Source organism: Mycobacterium sp. SMC-18, assembly GCF_045310895.1.
Taxonomy (GTDB): Bacteria; Actinomycetota; Actinomycetes; order Mycobacteriales; family Mycobacteriaceae; genus Mycobacterium.
The window spans coordinates 1-21,292 of the sequence record NZ_JBJIAL010000038.1 but is presented as its reverse complement, the minus strand read 5'-3'; the positions used below and the strand labels follow the sequence as shown (position 1 = coordinate 21,292).

The window sequence follows — 21,292 nt, the reverse complement described above, 5'->3', positions numbered from 1 at the left end:
CTGACCCGCCAGGATTCGAACCTGAACCGGCTGAACCAAAATCAGCAGTGCTACCGGTTACACCACGGGTCATCGGTGCGTGCGGAGGGATTCGAACCCCCTGTGCCTGAAGGCCTCTGGTTTACAGCCAGGTGCGACACTCCCGCGTCGCCGCGCACGCTTGGCTACCCCGGCAGGAGTCGAGCCTGCAACCTACTCCGTAACAGGGAGCTGCTCTGCCAGTTGAGCTACGGGGCAACATGTTTCGTCGTGGCGAGGCGAGAGGTGACGGACCTCCCGCCCCGCCCGACGGGTTTCAAACCAATTCGGGGACCCGGTAGCGATCCCGATCGCGGGGTTCATAGGGCTCCCAGAGCAGCCGCATACCGGCTTCCTCCGGTGTGCGGTCACTCTTGCGGCCGTTGCACGGCGCGCACGCCGTAATGAGGTTCAGCCAGGTGTCTTGCCCGCCTCGCGACACCGGCTCGATGTGATCCAGCGTGTCGCCATGGCCACCGCAATAGCCGCAGGTGTAGCCGTCGCGAGCCAGGACCCCGTCACGGGTGACCCGGTTGTGCGGCCGGTACGGCACGTGGACGTACTGATGCAGCGCGACGGATGCGGGCAGCTCGATGACAGTCGACGGGCTGTGTATGTGCACGGCCGGACTGTGGCGTTCGATCACGTAGACCGAACCCCGCAGCAGCAACCGGACCGCCTCCTGCCAGCTCACGTGGGTCAGCACGCGGTAGTCGGCGTTGTACACCGCCACGGCCCGGTGACTGGCCTGGTGTTGTCGAAAATGCGTCATACCGCGTGCCTCCCTTCTGATCAGTTACACCTCACCGGCAGTGATGAATGTGCTGTGCGCCGTGAGGGTTTCGATCCCCCGTCTCCAGATTAAGAGTCTGGTGCTATCCCAGCTCAGCTAACGGCGCCTGTGCCCCGCGAGGGAGTCGAACCCCCAACACCTGGAACCTAAATCCAGTGCCTCTTCCAGTTGGGCCAGCGGGGCATGCGTGCGCTCGGCAGGATTTGAACCTGCACGCCGGGGCTACCGGCACCCGGGTTTGAGCCGGGCGCGTCTGCCGTAGTTTTCGCCACGAGCGCAGATGCCAACACTATGAAGTTCTCAAAGGTCCTACCGCGCAGTCTGATTCGTACCGCACTGCATGTCCGGATCGATCCGGCGTGTGATCAATGATGCGCATCGACGCGGGAGTTGTCGAGCGAATATGTACACGAAATATGTTGCTGTGCAACGCAATTGGGTGCAAGGAACTACAGGAACGTCAGGCGACGTTCCTGCCAGGGAAAACTGCAATGCTGTGGAATTTGTGAGAGTTGTCTTCTGGCCCGAGCTTCCGGCCGCCGCGCACGCCGGCATGCGCGGCGGAAGTACGGCGGGACGACGGGAAGCGCATGGGCTGCCAGAAAACGCTGCTCTGCTCACTCGATTCGTGCCGGGCTATGGAGCCGGCGGTGTCTGCGTACGACAAAGCCGCCGTCGGCGTCGAAGACACCTCGGCGAGCTGGTCGTCATGCAGAAAAGCCACGGAATCAACGGTAACAGCGCCGGGCGACAAAACCGAGTGGTTATTTCCGGCGGTGAAACCTCAACCGCGCCAGTGCAACACGTCGAGCGCGACGCCGACTTCGACGCTGTTGTCGGCGAGGGGGCGCGGCAGCAGTTCGTCGGCACGGGCCAGCCGGCGCAGCAAGGTGTTGCGATGCGTGAAGAGCTTGGCCGCGGCACGGGACACGTTGCACTGCTCATGGACGAACGCGCGCACCGCGGACCGCAATTCCGGGCTCGCGGCTTCCAGTTCGCCGAGAACCCGTTTGACGAATACCGCCGCACGGTCGGCGTCCGCGGTGAGCAGCGCCACGAGTTCGATATCGGTGTATTCGGCGATCTGCTGCGGTGAGTGCAGGCGCGCCATCATCTGCTGGGTGGTGATGGCGTCGAAGTGGCTGCGCCGGAACCCGTCGACCCCGGTGCCGGTGGAACCGATCGCGACGCGCACTTCGGCTCCGGCGGCTGAGGCCACCGCGTCGACGTCGACCGCGCCGGGTGCCCACACCCACCGGGTGGCGCTACTGGCCAGCACCGTGAGCGGGCGGCTACCGGCGGCACGCCCGAAAGTTTCAGCGGCACGGTCCAATTGAGACAGGTCACCATCCGGGTTGTCGGTCCAGATGACGGCCGCGGTATGGGTGCCGCCGAGGCCGTATCCGAGGCGGCTTTCGGCGCGCGGACGGGGGATCGGGGCGCCCTCCAGGAGCAGTGCCACGGTGGCGCGCCGCTCGGCGTGGCTGCCGCGCGTGAGTTCGTCGCGCTCGAGTTCGATCTGGGCGGCGATGGCTGCCAGGGTGGCCTCGATGAAATCGCTGATCGACTGTGAGCAGACGTCGAGCATCGCGTGCAGGTCGACGGGGTCGGAGGTCAGTTCGAAGGCGATGTCCATCAGGCGTCGCCATGCCACGCCTTCACCGACCCGGTAGGCGTCCAAGGTGTACGAGTCGACGCCGCGACGGACCATTTCCCGGGCGACGCTCATCGGCTCTGCGCCGGCGTTGGGCGGTACCGGTGCGCCGGGATCGCGCACGTTGGCCGCACCCCAGAACAACAGGTTCGAGCGGTTGCTCCGGCTGACGGCCGCGGCCAGTTCCGGATCGGAGGCGATGGCCGGATTGGCGCCCAGCACGGCGCGGTCGAGTTCTTCGAGCCATGCTGCAGGGGCGTTGACGACGACCTGCGCGCACTGCCGGATCAGGTCGCGTACCTGCGGTGATGGCTGGGCGCCGTCCATGGGGTGAGCGTATCGCGTGTGGTGCATTTTGCACCGCAAGCAGCCAAAGTTGAGACGTTTTGACCTTCAGCCGGGGGCTCGTCGCGCGCCACCATTATGGCCAACCCCATCACCGCCAACAGGGAGTTCGCAATGGAGCACACCGCCAACACAACCCAGGTCGACGTCCTGATCGTCGGCGCCGGCATCTCCGGCATCGGTGCCGCCTACTACCTGCAACAGGAGCATCCCGGACTGTCGTACGCGATCCTGGAATCCCGCGGCGCGACCGGCGGCACCTGGGATTTGTTCCGGTACCCCGGCATTCGATCCGACTCCGACCTGCACACCTTCGGATACGAGTTCAAGCCGTGGCGCGACGAGGACGCCATCGCCTCCGCCGACAAGATCCTCGCCTACCTACGAGAGACGGTGCGCGAGAACAACATCGACCGCAACATCCGGTTCCACCACAAGGTGCTCGGGGCTGCGTGGGACAGCGGCACCGCCCGGTGGCTGGTCGACGTCGAGCGGACCGACACCGACGAACTGGTGCAAATCTCCGCCAACTGGCTCTTCTGTGCCGGCGGCTACTACCGCTACGACCAGGGCTTCACCCCGCAGTTCCCGGGCCGCGACCGCTTCGGCGGCCAGGTCGTGCACCCGCAGCACTGGCCCGAGGACCTCGACTACACCGGCAAGAAGGTCGTCATCATCGGCAGCGGGGCGACCGCGGTGACGCTGGTGCCGTCGATGGCGGCCAAGGCCGCGCACGTCACCATGCTGCAGCGGTCGCCGACGTACATCCTTCCGGTGCCGTCCAAAGACGCGTTCGCCAACGTGGCCGGTCGCGTACTCGGCGCCGACCGCGGCTACGCGCTGGCCCGGCGCAAGAACGTCATCCGGCAGCGCGCCGTCTACACCTTCTGCCAGAAGTACCCGGCCGCCGCCCGGCGGTTGATTCGCTGGACCAACGCCCGCGAGCTGCCCGCGGGCTATCCCGTCGACACCCATTTCAGCCCCGACTACAAGCCGTGGGACCAGCGCCTGTGCACGGTGCCCGACGCCGACCTGTTCAAGGCGATCGGCAGCAGCAAGGCCGCGGTGGTCACCGACCGGATCGCGACCTTCACCGAGACCGGCATCGAACTGGAATCCGGGCAGCACCTGGATGCCGACATCATCGTCACCGCAACCGGTTTGAACGTCCAGCTGTTCGGCGGGATGACGCTGACCGTCGACGGTCAGGCGGTGGACCTCTCGGAAACCGTCGCCTACAAGGGCATCATGCTGTCGGGTGTGCCGAACTTCGCCTTCGCTTTCGGCTACACCAACTCGTCGTGGACGCTCAAGGTCGGCTTGCTGTGCGAGCACTTCTGCCGACTGCTGAGCCACATGGACGAACGCGGATTCGACAGCGTCCGGCCGGAGTTCGACGATGCGGGCATGGAAACCAAGCCGCTGCTGGACTTCGCGGCGGGATACGTGCAGCGGGTCGCGGACACGCTGCCGCGGCAGGGCGCCGCTGGCCCCTGGGTGATGTCGATGAACTACAACTTCGACCGCGAGGTGCTGCGGCACGGCGCGGTCACGGATCCGAACCTGCGGTTCGCCGCCGCCCGTCGCGCAGAAGTTCAAGCGTTCGCGCCGGTTTCCTGATCTGCTCTCAGGGCGGCCGTTTACACTGGCGTGAATGGAGAGCTTCTCGCCAGCGGTGCCGCCCGAGATTCCCGGTGTCCCTTCAGCTGTCGGTGTCGAGTTGCCGCCCGGGCCAGTGCCCGGGCGGCCTTATTCGTTGCCGCTGGACTTGCTCACCGAGCAGTACGGCCCACTGTTCTACGCCGACCTCGGGCCCGGCCGCCGCCTCTATGCCTGCTCGCTGGCACTGGTCGACGAACTCTGCGATGAGAGCCGGTTCAGCAAAGCACTCACGGGCCGGTTGGCCAGGTTCCGCCCGGTGGTCGGCAACGGGCTGTTCACCGCGTACCCCGGCGAGGAGGGCTGGCAGGAAGCTCACGACGTCCTGATCCCCGGCTTCAGCTTCAGCGGGCTGCGCAGCTATCACCCCGCCATGCTCGACATCAACCGGCAACTGATCGCACAGTGGGACGCGGCGGTCGGCACGCGGACGGTGGACGTGGCCGGTGATCTGGCGAAGCTGGCCATGGACACCGTCGGTCTGGCTGGTTTCGGGGCCCGGTTCGACTCCTATCAGCACGACGGACTCGCCGACATCCCAGCGAGTTTCGCAGCCACCCTGAACCAGATACTGCTCGGACCGGGCGCCGACCAGGCGGTGTTCGAGACCGAGCGCGGGAAGCTGTTCAGCTTCATCGCGGACCTGATCGCGCAGCACCGCGCGGGCGAAGTGGATCTCGACGATCTCTTGGCCCTGATGCTGCAGCCCGGTCCCGACGGGACACCGATCCTCGACGACGACAGCATTCGCAATCAGATCGCCACGTTCCTGGTTGCCGGCCAGGACACGACGTCGATACTGATGCCGACGGCCTTGTACAGCATCGTCAAGAACCCGGCGGTGCTGCACCGCGCGCAGGCCGAGGCGGACGCGGTGTTCGGCCCCGACGACGACCACGTGCCGGCGTTCGACGAGATCGGCAAGCTCACCTACATCCGCCAGATCATCGACGAGGCGCTGCGCCTGTCCCCGCCGGTGCGGGAATTCGATCGAATGGCCTTGTCGGACACCGTCATCGGTGGCAAGTACCCGGTGCGCCAGGGTGAAGCCGTGACGGTGCTAACGTCGTCACTGCATCGGCAACCGGAGTGGGGCGACAACGTCGAGATCTTCGATCCGGACCGGTTCGCGCCAGACCGGGCGGGGCAGCGGCCGGTCAACCTGTTCAAGCCGTTCGGCACCGGTGCGCGGTCGTGCATCGGCCGCCAGTTCGCGCTGCACGAAGCGACCATGGCGATCGCCACTCTGGTGCACCGCTACCGGTTCGTCGACGTCGGGCACTACACGCTGCGTACCCACAGTGATGTGTTGCGCAAGCCGGAGGGGTTCTACGTCGAACTCATCCGCCGCACCCCGGAGGAGCGCCGCCAAGCTCCGGCGGCCGTCGCTGCCGCGCCGGTGACACAATCCCGCGCGACCGTGCCGCCGGGCACGAAACTGCTTGTGCTGCATGGTTCGAACCTCGGAAACTGCCGGTCGTTGGCGCAGCAACTCGGTGACGAGGCCGTCGACCTCGGCTACGAAACGACCGTCGCCGCACTGGATTCCGCAACCGCGGCACTGCCGGACCAGGGGGCGGTGGTGATCGTCGCCGCGTCGTACAACGGGATGCCGACCGACGATGCCCGGACGTTCGTGGACTGGCTGGACGGGTCGGCGGATCAAGTACCGGCAGTGCCGTACGCGGTACTCGGTGTCGGAGACCGGAACTGGGCCGAGACATACCTGGCGATACCGCGGCGCATCGACGCCCGGCTCGTGGAACTCGGTGCCACACAACTGCTTCCGATGGCCGAAGCCGACACCTCGGGCGACTTCGCTGGTGTGGTCGAGGATTTCTCGGTGGCACTGTGGAATGCGCTCGGCGGTGTCTTCGGCGCCGTCGCCGCCGATGAGCCCGTGGCCGATGAGCCGCTCTACGATCTGCGCGCCATCGACGGGCCGGTTACCGCCGCGATCGATGCCCGCCATCAAGTGCAACCGGCGACGGTGTTGGACAACATTCCGTTGGTGGACACGGGCTCCGAGTTCGGGCAGGACAAGCGGCTCATCCGGATCGCGCTGCCCGACGGCGTCGACTATCAGACCGGCGACCACCTGACCGTATTGCCGGACAACAGCCCCGCCCTGGTCGACGAGGTCGGTGAACTGCTGGACCTGCGCCTCGACCGTCGCATCTCGATCAATCCACGGCGCAGTACCCGGCGGGCCATCCCGATCGACCGGGAAGTCACTGTGCGCCAACTGCTTACGCACTTCCTGGAACTGCGCAAGCCGGCGACCCGCAGTCAGCTGCTACGGCTCGCGGCCGCCAACCCGTGTCCGCCGGAACGGGCCGCGCTGACCGCCCTGGCCGACGACCCCGAGGCCCGCGCACTGAGCATCACCGACTGCCTGGCGGAGTTCCCGGCCACCAAGCTGAGCCGCCAAGAGTTGTTGGAGCTCTTCGAACCGATGTCCCCGCGGCACTATTCGATCGCCACCTCGTCGCGCCGCCGCGTCCGGGAAGTCGAACTGGTCGTGGGGGTGCTGGAAGGGCCGGCCCGGTCCGGCTCCGGTGTCTTCCGCGGCGTCTCATCCAGCTACCTCGCGGATGCTGTGCCGGGACAGCAGATTCGGATGCGGGTCGACCCGGCTCGGCAGGCCTTCCGGGCGGGCGCCGATCCGACCCGCAACGTCATCCTGGTCAGCGCCGGGACGGGTGTGGCCCCGTTCCGGGGCTTCATCGGAGACCGGCTGGGCGCATTGGAAGCAGGGGAGCCGTTCACCGCCGCGCTGTGTTTCTTCGGCGTGCGGCACCCCGACGTGGACTACCTGTTCCGCCACGAGGCCGAGGACGCCGAACGTCTCGGCGTCGTGCGGATGCGTCCGGCGTTCTCGCGGGCCGGTGATGAGGTCAAGTACGTGCAGGACCGGATCGCCGCGGACGCCGACGAAGTCTGGGACATGCTCGGAAACCCGGACAACGACACCCACGTCTACGTGTGCGGCGACGGTGCCCGGATGGCGCCCGCCGTGCGCGCCGCGTTCCAGGACATCTACCGCAGCAAGACCGGCGCCGACGACGAGGCAGCCCGCGCCTGGCTCGCCGGACTGGTCAGCACCGACCGCTACGTCGAGGACGTCTGGGCCGGCTGACTGGTCGTGCCGCGCAGGGCGGTCAGCCCGCGCATGCCGTGGTAGATCACCAGCGCCGCAACGGAACCGAGCGCGATGCCGGTGAACGTCAACGGTCCGGCCTGCCAGGTGAAGTCGGCGATGCCGATGATCAGCGGGATGGCGGCGGTCATCTGGTTGATCGGCTGCGAGAAATCCACGTGGTTGGTCAGCCAGATCCGCACCCCGAGGATGCCGACCAGACCGTAGAGCACGATCGTCGCCCCGCCCAGCACGCCCGGCGGAATGGCCGAGATGGCCGCACCGACCTTGGGACACAACGACAGTGCGACGGCCACGGCAGCAGCGACCCAATACGCGGCCGTCGAATAGATGCGGGTCGCCGCCATCACGCCGATGTTCTCGGCGTACGTGGTGGTGGCCGAACCGCCGCCCGCACCGGCCAGCACGGTGGCCACGCCGTCGGCCGCCAACGCCCGGCCCATCAGTGGATCCAGATCCTTCCCGGTCATCTGGCCCACTGATTTCACGTGCCCGATGTTCTCGGCGATCAGCGCGATCACCGCCGGCAAGAACATCGGCAGGACCGCCAGGCTGAACGACGGCCCGTGGAATTCGGGCAGCCCGATCCACGGGGCGGCGGCGATGGCCGCGGTGTTCACCTCGCCGAGAGCCAGTGCCAGCAGGTAGCCGACCACCACGGCCAGGAAGATCGCCAGCCGGCCGATGATGCCACGGAAGAACGCCAGGGTCGCGACCAACAGCACCAGCGTCACCAGCCCGACCAGCGGCCCCTTCTCAAAGTTGTTCTTCGCCGCCGGTGCCAGGTTGAAACCGATCAGGGCGACGATCGCACCGGTCACGACCGGCGGCAGCGTCACATCGAGCCAGTGCGTGCCGACCAGATGCACCACCCCGCCGACCAGGATCAGCAGCAGGCCCACGGCGATCAGGCCGCCCAGCGCGCTGCCGGTTCCGTGCGCGGCGACCGCGGCGGTGACCGGTGCGATTACCGAGAAGCTCGACCCGAGATAGCTCGGCAGCCGATTTCCGGTGATGAGCAGGAACGCGATCGTGCCGACGCCGGAGAACAACAGCGTCGTGGCCGGCGGGAAACCGGTCAGCACCGGCACCAGGAACGTGGCGCCGAACATCGCCACCACGTGCTGGGCACCGATACCGATGGTGCGGGGCCAGCTGAGCCGTTCATCGGGGCCGACGACGGCGGCGTCCGGTCCGACCGGCGTCCAGGAGAGCGGAATCATCCGGTCATAGTGCCGGACCCGGTTCACTTTCGCCGTCTGTCAGCACGTTTGGCCGGGTTGAGCTATTCGCCCGCAGCCAGGACCTTCTCGACCGTCCGCAGGTTTCGCGAGGTGGTCGACGACTTGTAGCGCTTCTTGCCCATGGTCTTGCTGATCGCGCTGCTCAGGGTGTCGCCGCGAGCCACCTGCCAGTACAGGACGCCGTGACCGCGGCTGATCGATTCGTCGCCCACCGGTTCGAGCGCCGCGAGTTCGTCGAGCACGTCCGGATCGCTGACGAACGTGATGTACGAATGGCGCCCTTCGACCTCACGCTCGAATGGGTAGTCCGCCGAGATGGTCCGGAGCTCCGTGATGGGGTACACCAGCACCCAGGCGTCGTACCCGAACGATTCCCGCAGCGCCGCTTCGGCTTTCGTACGTACCGTCGCAGCCTTGGCCGAGCTGGACAGCACCACGTTGCCACTGGCGAGCAGCGTCTTGACGTCATCGAAGCCGGCCTCGCGGAAGGCGGCGGCGACCTCGGCCATCTTCAGGTTCACGCCGCCCACGTTGACGCCGCGCAGAAACACCGCGTAGCGCGTCATCCCAACTCCGTCATGACACCCAATGGTAGGCAGTTGCCCCGTACGCTGGGAGCCATGACCCGTCAGGTCTTCGAAGACAAGCTGCTCGCGCTGATCAGTGACAATTCGCTGGGCGTGCTGGCCACCATCAAGCGCGACGGTCGCCCGCAGTTGTCCAACGTGTCCTATTACTTCGATCCACGGGCCGTCACCATCGGGGTGTCGGTCACCGAGCCCCGGGCCAAGACGCGCAATCTGCGGCGCGACGCCCGGGCCTCGATCTACGTCCGCTCCGACGACGGGTGGGCGTACGCGGTGGCCGAGGGGAACGCGGTGCTGAGTCCGCCTGCCGCGGCACCCGATGACGACACGGTAGAAGGTCTGATTGCCTTGTACCGCAACATCTCCGGCGAGCACCCGGACTGGGACGACTATCGCCGGGCGATGGTGGCCGACCGCCGGGTCCTGCTCACCATGCCCATCACTCACTTGTACGGGCTGCCTCCGGGCGTGCGCTGAACGCGCTAGTCTGCGTGCATGGCCGAGAACTCCGCCGAAGGTTCAGCATCGTCCGACGAGACCAAGCGCAAGTTCCGCGAGGCGCTCGAGCGTAAGAAGGCCGGCTCTGCCGGCGGCACTGCCCACCAGGACGGCGGGGCCAAGCAATCCAAGTCGCACGGCGCGGTCGGCGGTGGCCGCCGCGAATTCCGCCGCAAGAGCGGTTAATCCCGCGCCAACGCGCGGGCCCCGATGAGGGTCACGAGCATCACCGAAACACACTGCAGGCCGGTGTCTTTCAGGCCCCAGCCGACTGACGCCAGGGTGGCGGCGCCGGCGACGACCAACAGGGTGCCGACGATCGCGCTGCGCCAACCCGGTGCCGCGACCCGGCCGCCGTCCCACAGCGGCAACGGGTTGTTCTCCAGCGGGCGCAGGAGCAGGAACAGCCCGGCGACCAGCGCCGTCATGATCGTCATCTGGTAGACGCTCAGGACCAGGAAATGCGGCTGGCCGGGGTAGCGGGGCAGGCCCGCGAAGTCGAAGGCCAGGTGCATGCCGAGCAGGGCGGGCATGTGCCACAGGTACAGCGTCATGGCGCCGGTGTTGCCGATCACCGCGAGCCGCCACACCTGCGGCCGGGCAGCCCAGCGGCTGATGGCGGGGGCGGCCGCAATCGCGAACGCACACATCATGATTGCGTGACCGGCGAGCAGTAGCGACGGCGGCGTCATGTTCTTGATGTGCTGCGTCTCGATGCCGACGAGGCTCAGCTCATACGGGCCGATCCAGACCAGCGCCACGTTGACCGCGAGCATCCCGATGCCGACGCGCAGGGCGGCCGTGGTGGTCAGCAGCCCGCGGCGATACGCCACCCCGAGCATGCCGGGGATGAGCCACACCACGAAGTTCAGATAGCCCAACGCAGCCCAGGAGTGGTCGTTGATGCGGATGGTGTCGACGAGCGCGACGAGGGCGTAGGTGCCCGCCACGGAAGCGATGAGCCCGCCGGACGTCGTGATGCGCGCCAGCAGCGGCACCGCGGCCAGCACCAGCACATAGGCGCCCAGGAACCACAACAGCTGCGTGCTGATGCCGGCGACGGGTTCGTAGACGTGGATCGGCAGCAGTGGCTTGAGGATCAGCAACGCCGCGGCCCAGAAGGCCAGGTAGTAGAACACCGGTCGGTACAGCCGGGTGCAGCGCTTGAGCAGCCATCCACCCCAGCTCGTCCCGCTCCCGTACGAGCCGACCGAGGCCGCGACGCCGGCGAAGAAGAACAGCGGCATGATTTGGAACACCCAGGTCAGCGCCTGGAACACCACGGACGTGGTCAGCAGGTTGCCCCAGCGGAAGACCGCGTCGTCGATGATGCTGGTCGCCATGATCGTGTGCCCGGCGACGACGCCGACCAGCGACACGATGCGGATGACGTCGATGGCGCGGTCACGGTCGGCGGGGGTGCGCTGCGCGATCTCGGCCGCAGAAGGGAAGACGCGGGTGGTCATGCCTTCGAACGTAAGGGCGCGACCCCTAGGTATTGCTACTCAAATCAGGCTGACCTGCGGCGTTCCTGCCAGAGAACGGCAGCCAGACAGACAGCCGCCAGGACCGCGATGATGACGGCGAAGCTGACCCCGGCCGCCTGCAGACCCCACCGCTGCGCGGCGAAACCGAGGCTGACGACCGGCAACGAGATGGCCACATAGGCCACCACGAAGTACGTCGAGCTGACTTCGGCGCGACGCTCGGTCGCGGTGCCTTCCACGACGGCTGCCAAGCCGCGGCTGAAGCTGATGCCCTGCCCGATGCCGGCCACGACAGCGGCGACCAGCAGACCCGCCAGCGATGAAAATTGCAGGGCCACAGCCAGAATCGCCATCCCTGCCACGAGGATCGCGCAGCCCAGCGCGACGGCCCGCGGCGGATGCAGGCGGCGGCCGGCCAATTGCGCGGCGGCGGAGGCGGCGAAGATCGATGCCGCGACGGCACCGCCGACGGCGTGGTTGTCGATGCCGATGACGCTGCTGACGAACGACGGCGCCACCGCCGTGAACAGGCCCATCACGGCGAATCCGGCGAAGGCGGCGGTGGCAGCGAGGACGAACGTGGCGCGGACCTCGGCGGGGACCGACAGTCGCTGGAAACCGATCCGGCCGGCCCGGCTCGAGGTCTCGGGGACCAGCCACACCGCGGCGATGGCCAGAACGGCCAGCACGATGTGGACGACGAACGGCAGCTGCAACGGGTGCGGTGCGTACTGCACCAGCAGGCCGGCCACGACGGGTCCGGCGCCCAGTCCGCCGATGTTGGCGATGGTGGCGCCGGCCGCGGCCTGCTCGCGCCGCTCCTCCGGCACGGACTCGACGACGGCGGCCGTCGCGGTACCGGTGAAGATGCCCGCCGACAACCCCGACAGCAGGCGTCCCACCAGCAGCAACGGCACGCTGTCGGCATAGAGGAAGACGACGGCGCTCGCGATGGCGGCGACCGCACCCGCGATCAGCACCGGCCGCCGGCCGACGGCGTCGGACCAGCGGCCGAACAACAGCAGCGCCGCGAGCACGCCGATGGCGTAGGCCGAGAAGATGACCGTCGTCGTCAGGACCGCGAAGTGCAGTTCGTGGGCGTACAGCGCGTAGATCGGCGTCGGCAGCGTGGTGCCCAACATGATGGCGGCGAAGGCGTAGGCGAGCAGCGGGAAGCCGAGGCGCGAGGTCACGGTTCGAGTCTGGAGCACGGGTAGGGCAACACGCGCGGGACCCGCTGGCATTCCGCGGCGCTCATCGGACCGTGCGCGGCGGCGCGGGCGATGTCACGACGATCACCTCGGCGGTATCGTCGCCGACCTGACGGAGCTTGTGCTGCGTAGCGGCGTCGAAATAGGCACAGTCGCCCGCGGACAGTTCCACGAGGCGGCCGTCGTAGTTGAGTTCGATGGTTCCGGAGTGGACGAACACGAACTCCTGGCCGGGATGCGTCGGGTGGGCATGGGCGGCGAACTGGCGGCCCGGGCGCACGACGAACGGCGACATGGCCTTGCCGAGCATGCCCGCGGCGATCGCGTGATTGCGGGCGGTGCCGCGGTCGGCGGCGCGCTCGACGGCGAAGGTGCTGACTTCCGGGTCGTCGGAAAACAGTTGCGCCACATCGACATCGAGGGTCCGCGAGATTTTCAGTGCGGCGGCGATGGACGGCACGCTCTGGCCGCGCTCGACCTTGGACAGGTAGCTCTTGGTCAGCCCGGTACCGGCTGCCAGTTCCTCCAGCGTCATCCCGCGTTGCTGGCGCACCGCTCGCAACAAGCCACTCACGGCACCGAGGATACCGCATTGACTGCATGACACTTTGTGTCCTACAGTCGGCAATGTGTCATCGAATGCGATTGCGCACGAGGACGAGAGGAGTTCCGAATGACCGACACCATGCATGACTCCAAGAGCGAACTGATGCAGCGCGCCGAGGAGGGCTTGAACCGCCACATCGCCGAATCCGCCCTGACGGTCCGCGAGAAGCTGGCGCTGACCTGCCGGGCGCTGTTCGACGCCGGCCACGACTCGGGTCTGGCCGGGCAGATCACCGCCCGCGCCGAGGAGCCGGGCACCTACTACACGCAGCGGCTCGGACTCGGCTTCGACGAGATCACCGCGGGCAACCTGCTGCTGGTCGACGAAGACCTCAACGTCCTCGACGGCGGCGGAATGGCCAACCCCGCCAACCGCTTTCACTCGTGGATCTACCGGGCCCGGCCGGACGTGAACTGCATCGTGCACACGCACCCGTTCCACGTCGCGGCGCTGTCGATGCTCGAAGTGCCCCTGGCGGTGTCGCAGATGGACATCGCACCGCTGTACGACGACTGCGCTTTCCTGAAGGACTGGCCGGGCGTGCCGGTGGGCAACGAAGAAGGCGAGATCATCTCCGGCGCGCTGGGGGACAAGAAGGCGATCCTGCTGGCCCATCACGGTCAGGTGGTGGCCGGGGCCAGCGTCGAGGAAGCCTGCTCGCTGGCCATGCTCATCGAGCGCGGGGCCAAGCTCCAGCTGGCCGCCATGGCTGCCGGCACCATCGCACCGCTGCCCGACCGGCTGGCCCGCGAGGCCCACGACTGGACCCTGACGCCCAAACGCAGCGTCGCCAACTTCGCCTACTACGCGCGCCGTGCCCTGGTGCGCCACCCCGACGCCCTCGACCACTGACCAACCCCGGAAAGGACCTGACCCATGACCGAGACACCCAGGATTCACGGCATCATCGCTTACCCGATCACCCCGTTCACCGCTGACGGAAACAATGTCGACACCGAGACGCTGGCCGCCGTCGTCGAGCAACTCGTCAGCACCGGCGCACACGCCATCGCTCCGCTGGGCAGCACCGGCGAATCGGCGTACCTCACCGAGGACGAGTTCGACGCCGTCGTCGACACCACGGTCGCCGCCGTCGCCGGTCGCGTCCCCGTCATCGTCGGCGCGTCAGATCTGACCACTGCCAACACCATTCGGCGCGCACGGTACGCGCAGCAGGCCGGTGCCGATGCCGTCATGGTGCTGCCGATCTCCTACTGGAAGCTGAACGAGCGCGAGATTTTCCAGCACTACGCCAGTATTTCGGCCGCCGTCGACCTGCCGATCATGGTCTACAACAACCCCGCCACCAGTGGCATCGACATGGCTCCGGAACTGCTGGTGCGGATGTTCGACGACATCGAGAACGTGCGCATGGTCAAGGAATCCACCGGTGACCTCACCCGGATGCTGCGTATCAAGGAGCTCTCCGAAGGAGCGCTGCCGTTCTACAACGGAAGCAACCCACTGGTGCTCGACGCGCTGCTCGCCGGCGCGTCCGGATGGTGCACGGCCGCACCGAATCTGCGCCCGCAGCCTTGCGTCGAGCTGTACGACGCGGTGCGACGTGGCGACCGGGACCGGGCGCAGGAAATCTACGACGATCTCGCGCCGCTGCTGCGCTTCATCGTCGCCGGTGGTCTGCCGACGACCGTCAAAGCCGGGCTGGATCTGCTGGGGCGCAATGCCGGTGACCCGCGCCCGCCGCTGTTGCCGCTCGACGAGGACGGCCGCGCCGAACTCAAGGGCCTGCTGGCCAGCGCCTGAGTACGCCTACTGAACCGGGCAGGCGTACTTGCGGGCCACGTCCATCACGCGCTGCTGCGCGCCGGGCCCGATGACGCCTCGGTCGGGCTGTAATTGATCGGCGTTAGCGTGTTTGGATTGGACTGGCGATTGAACAGCTCTGGTTGTCAACACCGACAGACCAGATACAGCTTCCTTACTTCATTGCTGGCGACAGTCGGGTCAATGCCAGGATGCTGATCACGACAGCGGAGGCGACTACCAACAGGACCATGTACGTCTCGTACCAGCGATAGAAATTTCGGATCTTTGGGGCTTCGCGGAACGACTGATCGAGATAGTCCCTGAGCAAGGTCACTTCTTCCCTGCGGTAATCCAGCCAGGAAGCGACGCCTGCTAACAGGAAGGCGCATGTGAACGCCGCCACGATCGCTTGAAGCAACAACAAGCCGATCAAGCCCTTGTGGGCGTTATCGGCGCTGATGCCCCAGCCTCGATACCCGACGAACAGGGCAAGACCGGCGGTCACGATCGCTGCCGTCAGCGTTTGATACAAACTCAAGAACTTGTGCGCTGAATCGTTCAAAGCAGCGAGTTGGCTGTTGATGTACTTGTATCGCTCCAACACAACGGCATCTAGCTTTTCGTTGTTGTCTCCCACGAGGGAATCGTACTCGAACCTCGCGATTGCACTCAGACCGCAGCGTCGCGGGTATGGGCGACACAGGGGGCGAACGCAGTGCGGCTATTGGGCTGTAGCCCTCCGCCATGCGCAAGTTTCATCGGTTCAGAACCGTCGCCTTTCGAAACCGGGCTCCTGTGATGCTGAAACAGCGATGCGCATGAGTCTGATGTAGAAGTATGGAGAGCGCCGGCGCATCGCCGGTTTGCGTCACGCGCCGAAGTGATCGTGCGGTGCTGAGGCAGATTTGCGACCATACGAACGAAAAGGGCACATGACGACACTGTGGGCCAACCTCGAAGCAAAAGGCACCGCGGACTCTATCGCGAAAACAAAGAAGCTCGTCGAATATGCGTCCGGGATGCTCAATCTGGTCAGAGATACCTTTCCGACGTACACACTGCACAATTGCGTACATGCTGAAAACGTCATCAAACTTATGGAAGAATTGCTCGATAATGACATCAGTCGCCTCACGGCAGTCGAATCGGCGTTTCTTATACTGTCGGCCTACTATCACGATATTGGAATGGTCTTCACTGAAGATGAGAAGACCAGGATTAGCAAGGAAGGGTCGTTTGACACCTATCTGCGCCACCATCCTGAGCACTACTTAGCGTTCCGTGAGAGTGGCGAACTCAGCGATTCAATTGCTGAAGGTTATTGCCGATGGAGACACCCAGATCGAGTTTACGATTTCTTGAGCTCTAACGCGCTTGACCAGGAATGGTTTAAGTGGGGAAAGATATCGATCCGAAACTACCTCGGCAAAGTATGTCAGAGTCACGGCTACCCAGCCGATGATTTGAAGAGCGATGAATTCACGTCTGATTTCCTCTTAGGGGAATGTGATCTTCGTTTCTGCGCAATAATCTTGAGGATAGCGGACATTCTTGACTTCGATAATTCTCGGTCGCCCGACAGCATCTATCGGGCGCTTGGTATAGGAATGCGGGCAGACCCTCGAACCGCTGAGAGCGATATCGAATGGCGTAAACATCTAAGTTCGGAAGGATTCAAATTCGGAACGAATCGAGACGGGAGTAGGTCTCTCCAACTGCAGTGCGGTCCCGACAATCCGGCCGTGGAGAGCGACGTGCGAAATTTCATCGATGTCATCGACCAAGAGCTGGCATTTTGTCAGCGGATAATTAGATATTGTTCTGATCGGTGGTCAGATTTTGTGTTGCCAACCAAGGTGGATCGGCGGGGCATCATCAGTCAGGGTTATAAATATGGCGAATTTAGGTTTGATTTCGACCGCGAATCGATTCTAGAGCTCTTCATGGGTGAGCGCCTATACGGTGATCCTCTCGTGTTCATTCGAGAACTCATCCAAAACGCGATAGACGCCACTCAAGCGCGGAGTTTGATATCGGGCACCAATTCGGTTGATGCAGGGTGGGAGATAAACTGCTCGAGTTGGACAGACAAAGACGGCCGGCAGTGGATCCGGATCGATGATAATGGCATCGGCATGAATCAGTACATCGTGGAGAATTTCCTCTTGAAAATCGGTCGATCGTACTATTTATCCAAGGAATTCCAGGCCGACGTTGTCAGAACGGGGATAGTGGAAAAACCGTCAATTGTGTCCATTGGACGATTTGGTGTAGGTCTTCTTTCAGTCTTCATGGTAGGCGACCTTGTCGAGCTGTCGACCCGTCGACAGCTTGCTGATTCTCGAGTTGACGCCCCTCTGCGGATGTCCTTCAATGAACTGTCTGGCTTTGCGATCGTTCAAGAACCGCCTGACACGCCACATCCATTTCCTGGCCCCGTAGGACCCGAATTCGGGTACAGATCACAGCCCGGCACTTCGATAGCGGTACGCATTGATCCGCGTAAATTTAGCCCGGTTATTCACCTTGATCAATTAGTACGATCGCACCTGCTCGGCACCGCCGTACCCGTTCGGGTCAACGGCAACTTGATCGAGGATGGTCGGCCAACGTCCTGGAAAGACGCGCCTACGCAATCATTCGACGTGCCAGTGCAATGGAATCTTGAGACGGTACTGGAAACACTGCGCGGCCAGTTAGATGCCGAGTTGCCACAGGATATCATTGACGGAATTCTCGACATTAAAGTTCGTATCACCACATTCAAGATCGATCCCGCGATTACCATCGAAGGACTTAGCGGACGAGGATTCGTCGTTTCTGTGGACGCCCGCAAGTTGACGGCCGCAACAAAGAGTTTGGCGCTGAGTCAATTTCCCGGTTTCAAGAACTTCGAGGAATGGAACAGTCTTTCGGGCGCGAGCCGAATGGTTCAAGAGAGTATGTTCAAAGTTGCTTTCGATTCTACTGTGTATTTGAGGCCAATTGGCGTGCCTAATCTCCCGCTATCAAACCTAAAATTAAATTTCTTCGATCGTCACTCTTCCGTTTCCCGCTTAGTAGCCGCGCTGCGTCAGGAACTTCACGGAGACATCGAAGAAGTGGGAATTGAGGAGTTGAGGCTTAAGGATGACGTCGAAAAGATCTATGGAAGTCAAGGCGAATCCGGGATAATAGGAGAACTTCGGGGTGTCGTTGATTGGCAGCAGGTATTAGACCGAATCGGCTTTCATGGTAATTCGTTACACGCCTGGAGCCATAACGGCGTTCGACTTCCACGGCCAAGTACATCTTCGTACTGGATGGAGTATAGGTGGTGGGCGAGCGGGGTCAATGACTTGGCAGAACCATCGCCAGCGGGCGTCGCTGGGCAATTCGCACGGGTCTACGGCGAGATATGTCTAGAGAACAGCCTTCGTCCGGAGCTTAACGTGGCCCGGGATCAGATCAAGGGGGCGCCGTTCGTCTTGTATTCCGCTATAGTGCTAGCTCTTCTACGTGCAACACAGCCGGAGCGACGGTTGGTAGCTCCCGGCGTCGTGGACATCGACGGCACGACAGACGGAACAGGAAGGATCGCCCAGTATGGCTACAAGAAGTGGACGCTCGGCGATATTGTTGGCGACCCGCTAATTGTGGCGGGAGATGGCTGGCTATGCGAGCCGATCATACGAACGGTAGATGACAGACTGCTATCCGTCCGTAACATTCAGGACATATGCAGCGAGGGCGGGCGCGTGGCGCTAGATTTTGAGTCCCGAATCGTCGATTCCCGAATACTGGGGGCTAGCGGGCAGGACGCGTTCGATTGTTTATCCAGGGGTTTGATGTGCTTACATTTGGAGCTGGTCGTCAACGCCGATGGCGAAACTTACGCTGTTCGCTCTGGCAACACGGCGGATGTTCACGATCTGTATCCGTTCCCGCCGGGGCTATTCCTGCCATACGAAGAAGACAATATTATCTTGTATATACGACGGGATCGATTGGGGCCCTTTTCCGTACTGGACCGTCGTGGATATCCGCTCAACTGTCGCCACGCTTTGGTTCAATGGTACTTCAGCGTCCGCGGAGTCCTGTTGGAGGCTATGCCCACAGCGGATCTTGGAATTATTAAAGCATTGCAGAACCTGCAGTTGTTATGTCTCGATGCTGCGGATCCGATGTTTACGACGTACTTGCAGAACTTTCGTATTTTTGACGGCGACGTCGTCGAGGATCCTCTCGGGAATCTTCAATCTTTCATATCGGAAATAAATACTCATCTGTCGAGGTATGCAATCGCGCCCTTCGATGGCCGAATAGACAAGTCGCATGTGCGGTTCCTTGACTAACCGCTCACAGTGCCGATACGGCATGGTCGTGCGCTTCGCGGCTAAGCGGCCACCCAGGGGGGTTGCTTCGGTTGCTTGAGAAAGGGGACGGCCCGAACCCGAACCCGGACAACCTGGCGGATTCCGGCAGTAGGGCCTTGCTGACGGCTGAGCGGCGGCCTTGCCGATGATGGAAGCTCTGCATGTCGGCGTGGGTCGCTTTAGGTCCGCTCGGCGTCGGTTTCGGCAGGCGAGCGCAGGAATTTTTATCGACGCTCAAAGGCTATCCACCCTGGTCTTGTCCGTCCATCACCGGTACCGGAACGGCAGGGCAAACCCTGCGGGACCGAACTCTCAGGAGACTCAGGAGTCGACTGAGCTCCGTGGTCGGCGTAGCCGATGCTATTCGGTGTCCGGCCTCCATAGAATCGCGCTTGGAGCGGATGCCCTCGGTTATGCCTTTGTCTAGACCGCAAGTCTGCGTTTTCGCGACCCTGGTCTGGCTCCTCCGACCATCACCGGTGTTCCGTCGCGACTGCATTCGCAGGCTTTAAACTGACGTGATGTCGAAGCTGCAGCTGGTTCAGGAGCCGTCCGCCGACGCACTGCTCGAGTCCAACCCGTTCGCACTGCTGGTCGGGATGCTCCTGGATCAGCAGATTCCGATGGAAGTGGCGTTCGCCGGGCCGAAGAAGCTCGAGGACCGGATGGGCTCGCTCGATGCGCGCGAGATCGCCGAGTACAACCCCGACAAGTTCGCCGAGCTGTTCGCGCAAACCCCTGCGGTGCACCGCTTTCCGGGTTCCATGGCCAAGCGCGTGCAGGCCCTGTCGCAGGTGATCGTCGACGAGTACGACGGCAACGCCGCGGCCCTGTGGACCACCGGCAACCCCGACGGTAAAGAGGTGCTGCGCCGGCTCAAGGCGCTGCCCGGCTTCGGTGAGCAGAAGGCCAAGATCTTCCTGGCGCTGCTCGGCAAGCAGTACGGCGTCACACCCGAGGGCTGGCGCGCCGCCGCCGGCGACTACGGCAAGCAGGGCACGCACATGTCCGTCGCCGACGTCGTCGACAAGGGCTCACTGGACCAGGTTCGCGCCTACAAGAAGCAGATGAAAGCAGTGGCGAAGGCCGCCAAGGCCTGAGTGTTGATTCGAGCGTGGGGGATGACGAGGAGATTCTCGCGATTCCCCTCGTCAAGCCCCACGCTCGACGCGATCAGAGCGGCGGACCGTCGAACCGCTCGCGGGTGGTGAACTCCGAAACCGGACGCCGGGTCAGCTTCGTCACCTGCTTGACGGGCTTGCCCAGCGGCAGCATGCACGCGACGGCGTAGTTGTCCGGGATGCCGAGCAGCTCGCGCACCTTGGGCTCCTGCGCGACCACCATGGTCGTCAGCACGCCGCCGTAGCCCTCGTTGCGCGCGGCCAGCAGGATGTTCCAGACGAAGGGGTAGATCGACGCGCCGCTGATCACACCGATGCGGTCCAGGTGCTGATCGAACGCCGCTGCCACGCCGAGGTCCAGGCACACCGCGAGCACGACCTCGGCGCCCAGCAGCGTCCCGGTGACCATGCCATCGGGTACCGGGGTCGCCGCCACGACCGCCGGATCAACCCCGCAGGGCTGCAACGGGTTCCACGGCCCTTCGCCGGCGGCCATCTGAGCGATGTACTGCCGGGCGCCCGGCTTGGACAGTTCGCCCAGCTTCTTGCGGGTTTCGACGTCACGGACCGCGATCACCCGCGCGCCCTGCCGGTTGCCGCCACTCGGGGCGAAGCGCGCGTTGTCGAGGATGCGCTCGAGCACGTCGTCGGGCAGGGGCTCGCCGCTGAACTTGCGGACAGCCCCGGTCGTGCGCATGACGTCGTAAATCGGCTCTTCATGATTGAGGGTGTAGAACGGTCAGCTGCTGTCGGCCTGTGATTGGGGTGTCTGGTTGGCTGGGTGTG

Annotated in this window: 18 protein-coding genes, 6 tRNA genes and 1 pseudogene; 8 read left to right on the top strand and 17 right to left on the bottom strand. The window is 64.3% G+C overall.

The window, feature by feature from the left end; translation table 11 throughout:
- The 9 genes from ACJH6J_RS24135 to ACJH6J_RS24095 all read right to left on the bottom strand — a co-directional run bounded on the left by ACJH6J_RS24135 (position 1) and on the right by ACJH6J_RS24095 (position 2,792).
- Positions 1-72, bottom strand: a tRNA-Gln gene (locus ACJH6J_RS24135).
- Positions 73-76: 4 nt separating this feature from the next.
- A tRNA-Tyr gene (locus ACJH6J_RS24130) sits at positions 77-160 on the bottom strand.
- A 1-nt stretch (position 161) separates the two neighbouring features.
- Positions 162-237 (bottom strand) — tRNA-Asn (locus ACJH6J_RS24125).
- Positions 238-295: 58 nt separating this feature from the next.
- Positions 296-790: an HNH endonuclease gene (locus ACJH6J_RS24120; protein WP_406776021.1), complete on the bottom strand. Its 495-nt coding sequence runs from the start codon at positions 788-790 to the stop codon at positions 296-298.
- Positions 791-845: 55 nt separating this feature from the next.
- Positions 846-917: transfer RNA gene (locus ACJH6J_RS24115), tRNA-Lys, on the bottom strand.
- 3 nt (positions 918-920) lie between these two features.
- Positions 921-994: transfer RNA gene (locus ACJH6J_RS24110), tRNA-Leu, on the bottom strand.
- Between the two features lie 5 nt (positions 995-999).
- Positions 1,000-1,089 (bottom strand) — tRNA-Leu (locus tag ACJH6J_RS24105).
- 182 nt (positions 1,090-1,271) lie between these two features.
- The gene (locus ACJH6J_RS24100; protein ID WP_406776020.1) at positions 1,272-1,535 is read right to left on the bottom strand and encodes a hypothetical protein; all 264 of its coding nucleotides are present in this window, start codon (positions 1,533-1,535) and stop codon (positions 1,272-1,274) included.
- Between the two features lie 60 nt (positions 1,536-1,595).
- Positions 1,596-2,792 carry a PucR family transcriptional regulator gene (locus ACJH6J_RS24095; RefSeq protein WP_406776019.1) on the bottom strand — a complete coding sequence of 399 codons (1,197 nt, stop codon included), beginning with the start codon at positions 2,790-2,792 and terminating at the stop codon, positions 1,596-1,598.
- Positions 2,793-2,924: 132 nt separating this feature from the next.
- On the opposite strand from ACJH6J_RS24095, the gene ACJH6J_RS24090 reads away from it, so the two are divergent.
- Positions 2,925-4,430 carry a flavin-containing monooxygenase gene (locus tag ACJH6J_RS24090; protein WP_406804636.1) on the top strand — a complete coding sequence of 502 codons (1,506 nt, stop codon included), beginning with the start codon at positions 2,925-2,927 and terminating at the stop codon, positions 4,428-4,430.
- A gap of 34 nt (positions 4,431-4,464) precedes the next feature.
- On the top strand, positions 4,465-7,608 hold the full coding sequence (locus tag ACJH6J_RS24085; protein WP_406804635.1) for a cytochrome P450: 3,144 nt from the start codon (positions 4,465-4,467) through the stop codon (positions 7,606-7,608).
- On the opposite strand, the gene ACJH6J_RS24080 is transcribed toward ACJH6J_RS24085, so the two are convergent.
- Positions 7,581-8,852, bottom strand: a complete 1,272-nt coding sequence (locus ACJH6J_RS24080; RefSeq protein WP_318986247.1) for a solute carrier family 23 protein — start codon at positions 8,850-8,852, stop codon at positions 7,581-7,583. The genes ACJH6J_RS24085 and ACJH6J_RS24080 overlap by 28 nt on opposite strands.
- A 62-nt stretch (positions 8,853-8,914) precedes the next feature.
- Complete coding sequence (locus ACJH6J_RS24075; protein ID WP_406804634.1) at positions 8,915-9,439, bottom strand: DUF1697 domain-containing protein; 525 nt, start codon at positions 9,437-9,439, stop codon at positions 8,915-8,917.
- Positions 9,440-9,493: 54 nt separating this feature from the next.
- Here ACJH6J_RS24075 and ACJH6J_RS24070 point away from each other — a divergent pair, with 54 nt between their 5' ends.
- Positions 9,494-9,937 carry a PPOX class F420-dependent oxidoreductase gene (locus tag ACJH6J_RS24070; RefSeq protein WP_318986245.1) on the top strand — a complete coding sequence of 148 codons (444 nt, stop codon included), beginning with the start codon at positions 9,494-9,496 and terminating at the stop codon, positions 9,935-9,937.
- 18 nt (positions 9,938-9,955) lie between these two features.
- Positions 9,956-10,144, top strand: a complete 189-nt coding sequence (locus tag ACJH6J_RS24065; protein WP_226520921.1) for a DUF5302 domain-containing protein — start codon at positions 9,956-9,958, stop codon at positions 10,142-10,144.
- Here ACJH6J_RS24065 and ACJH6J_RS24060 read toward each other — a convergent pair.
- Genes ACJH6J_RS24060 through ACJH6J_RS24050 form a run of 3 tightly spaced genes read right to left on the bottom strand, consistent with a single transcriptional unit; the run spans position 10,141 to position 13,230 of the window.
- Positions 10,141-11,424, bottom strand: coding sequence for an acyltransferase (locus tag ACJH6J_RS24060; protein ID WP_346415155.1), 1,284 nt, complete (start codon positions 11,422-11,424; stop codon positions 10,141-10,143). The two genes, ACJH6J_RS24065 and ACJH6J_RS24060, sit on opposite strands and share 4 nt — an antisense overlap.
- 44 nt (positions 11,425-11,468) lie before the next feature.
- Positions 11,469-12,689 carry an MFS transporter gene (locus tag ACJH6J_RS24055; RefSeq protein WP_406784218.1) on the bottom strand — a complete coding sequence of 407 codons (1,221 nt, stop codon included), beginning with the start codon at positions 12,687-12,689 and terminating at the stop codon, positions 11,469-11,471.
- A gap of 10 nt (positions 12,690-12,699) precedes the next feature.
- Complete coding sequence (locus ACJH6J_RS24050; RefSeq protein ID WP_318986243.1) at positions 12,700-13,230, bottom strand: XRE family transcriptional regulator; 531 nt, start codon at positions 13,228-13,230, stop codon at positions 12,700-12,702.
- 99 nt (positions 13,231-13,329) lie between these two features.
- On the opposite strand from ACJH6J_RS24050, the gene ACJH6J_RS24045 reads away from it, so the two are divergent.
- Positions 13,330-14,115 carry an aldolase gene (locus ACJH6J_RS24045; RefSeq protein ID WP_406804633.1) on the top strand — a complete coding sequence of 262 codons (786 nt, stop codon included), beginning with the start codon at positions 13,330-13,332 and terminating at the stop codon, positions 14,113-14,115.
- Positions 14,116-14,139: 24 nt separating this feature from the next.
- On the top strand, positions 14,140-15,027 hold the full coding sequence (locus ACJH6J_RS24040; RefSeq protein ID WP_406776011.1) for a dihydrodipicolinate synthase family protein: 888 nt from the start codon (positions 14,140-14,142) through the stop codon (positions 15,025-15,027).
- A gap of 6 nt (positions 15,028-15,033) precedes the next feature.
- On the opposite strand, the pseudogene ACJH6J_RS24035 reads toward ACJH6J_RS24040, so the two are convergent.
- Positions 15,034-15,108: pseudogene (locus ACJH6J_RS24035) on the bottom strand (DUF732 domain-containing protein); the annotation flags it as partial.
- A 94-nt stretch (positions 15,109-15,202) separates the two neighbouring features.
- The gene (locus ACJH6J_RS24030; RefSeq protein ID WP_406776010.1) at positions 15,203-15,667 is read right to left on the bottom strand and encodes a hypothetical protein; all 465 of its coding nucleotides are present in this window, start codon (positions 15,665-15,667) and stop codon (positions 15,203-15,205) included.
- Between the two features lie 295 nt (positions 15,668-15,962).
- On the opposite strand from ACJH6J_RS24030, the gene ACJH6J_RS24025 reads away from it, so the two are divergent.
- On the top strand, positions 15,963-19,364 hold the full coding sequence (locus tag ACJH6J_RS24025) for a hypothetical protein (protein ID WP_406804632.1): 3,402 nt from the start codon (positions 15,963-15,965) through the stop codon (positions 19,362-19,364).
- A 542-nt stretch (positions 19,365-19,906) separates the two neighbouring features.
- Positions 19,907-20,485 (top strand): HhH-GPD-type base excision DNA repair protein, encoded by a 579-nt coding sequence (locus ACJH6J_RS24020; RefSeq protein WP_406775578.1) that lies wholly within the window; start codon positions 19,907-19,909, stop codon positions 20,483-20,485.
- Positions 20,486-20,558: 73 nt separating this feature from the next.
- On the opposite strand, the gene ACJH6J_RS24015 is transcribed toward ACJH6J_RS24020, so the two are convergent.
- Positions 20,559-21,203, bottom strand: a complete 645-nt coding sequence (locus tag ACJH6J_RS24015; protein ID WP_406804631.1) for a nitroreductase family protein — start codon at positions 21,201-21,203, stop codon at positions 20,559-20,561.
- Positions 21,204-21,292: the final 89 nt, after the last annotated feature.

Excerpts from the sequence above, each read along its gene's own strand:
- ACJH6J_RS24070 (WP_318986245.1), top strand. The coding sequence starts at position 9,494 with ATGACCCGTCAGGTCTTCGAAGACAAGCTGCTCGCGCTGATCAGTGAC.
- ACJH6J_RS24080 (WP_318986247.1), bottom strand. The coding sequence starts at position 8,852 with ATGATTCCGCTCTCCTGGACGCCGGTCGGACCGGACGCCGCCGTCGTC.
- ACJH6J_RS24075 (WP_406804634.1), bottom strand. The coding sequence starts at position 9,439 with ATGACGCGCTACGCGGTGTTTCTGCGCGGCGTCAACGTGGGCGGCGTG.
- ACJH6J_RS24065 (WP_226520921.1), top strand. The coding sequence starts at position 9,956 with ATGGCCGAGAACTCCGCCGAAGGTTCAGCATCGTCCGACGAGACCAAG.
- ACJH6J_RS24060 (WP_346415155.1), bottom strand. The coding sequence starts at position 11,424 with ATGACCACCCGCGTCTTCCCTTCTGCGGCCGAGATCGCGCAGCGCACC.
- ACJH6J_RS24055 (WP_406784218.1), bottom strand. The coding sequence starts at position 12,689 with ATGCCAGCGGGTCCCGCGCGTGTTGCCCTACCCGTGCTCCAGACTCGA.
- ACJH6J_RS24090 (WP_406804636.1), top strand. The coding sequence starts at position 2,925 with ATGGAGCACACCGCCAACACAACCCAGGTCGACGTCCTGATCGTCGGC.
- ACJH6J_RS24120 (WP_406776021.1), bottom strand. The coding sequence starts at position 790 with ATGACGCATTTTCGACAACACCAGGCCAGTCACCGGGCCGTGGCGGTG.
- ACJH6J_RS24095 (WP_406776019.1), bottom strand. The coding sequence starts at position 2,792 with ATGGACGGCGCCCAGCCATCACCGCAGGTACGCGACCTGATCCGGCAG.
- ACJH6J_RS24040 (WP_406776011.1), top strand. The coding sequence starts at position 14,140 with ATGACCGAGACACCCAGGATTCACGGCATCATCGCTTACCCGATCACC.
- ACJH6J_RS24045 (WP_406804633.1), top strand. The coding sequence starts at position 13,330 with ATGACCGACACCATGCATGACTCCAAGAGCGAACTGATGCAGCGCGCC.
- ACJH6J_RS24085 (WP_406804635.1), top strand. The coding sequence starts at position 4,465 with ATGGAGAGCTTCTCGCCAGCGGTGCCGCCCGAGATTCCCGGTGTCCCT.
- ACJH6J_RS24020 (WP_406775578.1), top strand. The coding sequence starts at position 19,907 with ATGTCGAAGCTGCAGCTGGTTCAGGAGCCGTCCGCCGACGCACTGCTC.
- ACJH6J_RS24025 (WP_406804632.1), top strand. The coding sequence starts at position 15,963 with ATGACGACACTGTGGGCCAACCTCGAAGCAAAAGGCACCGCGGACTCT.
- ACJH6J_RS24015 (WP_406804631.1), bottom strand. The coding sequence starts at position 21,203 with ATGCGCACGACCGGGGCTGTCCGCAAGTTCAGCGGCGAGCCCCTGCCC.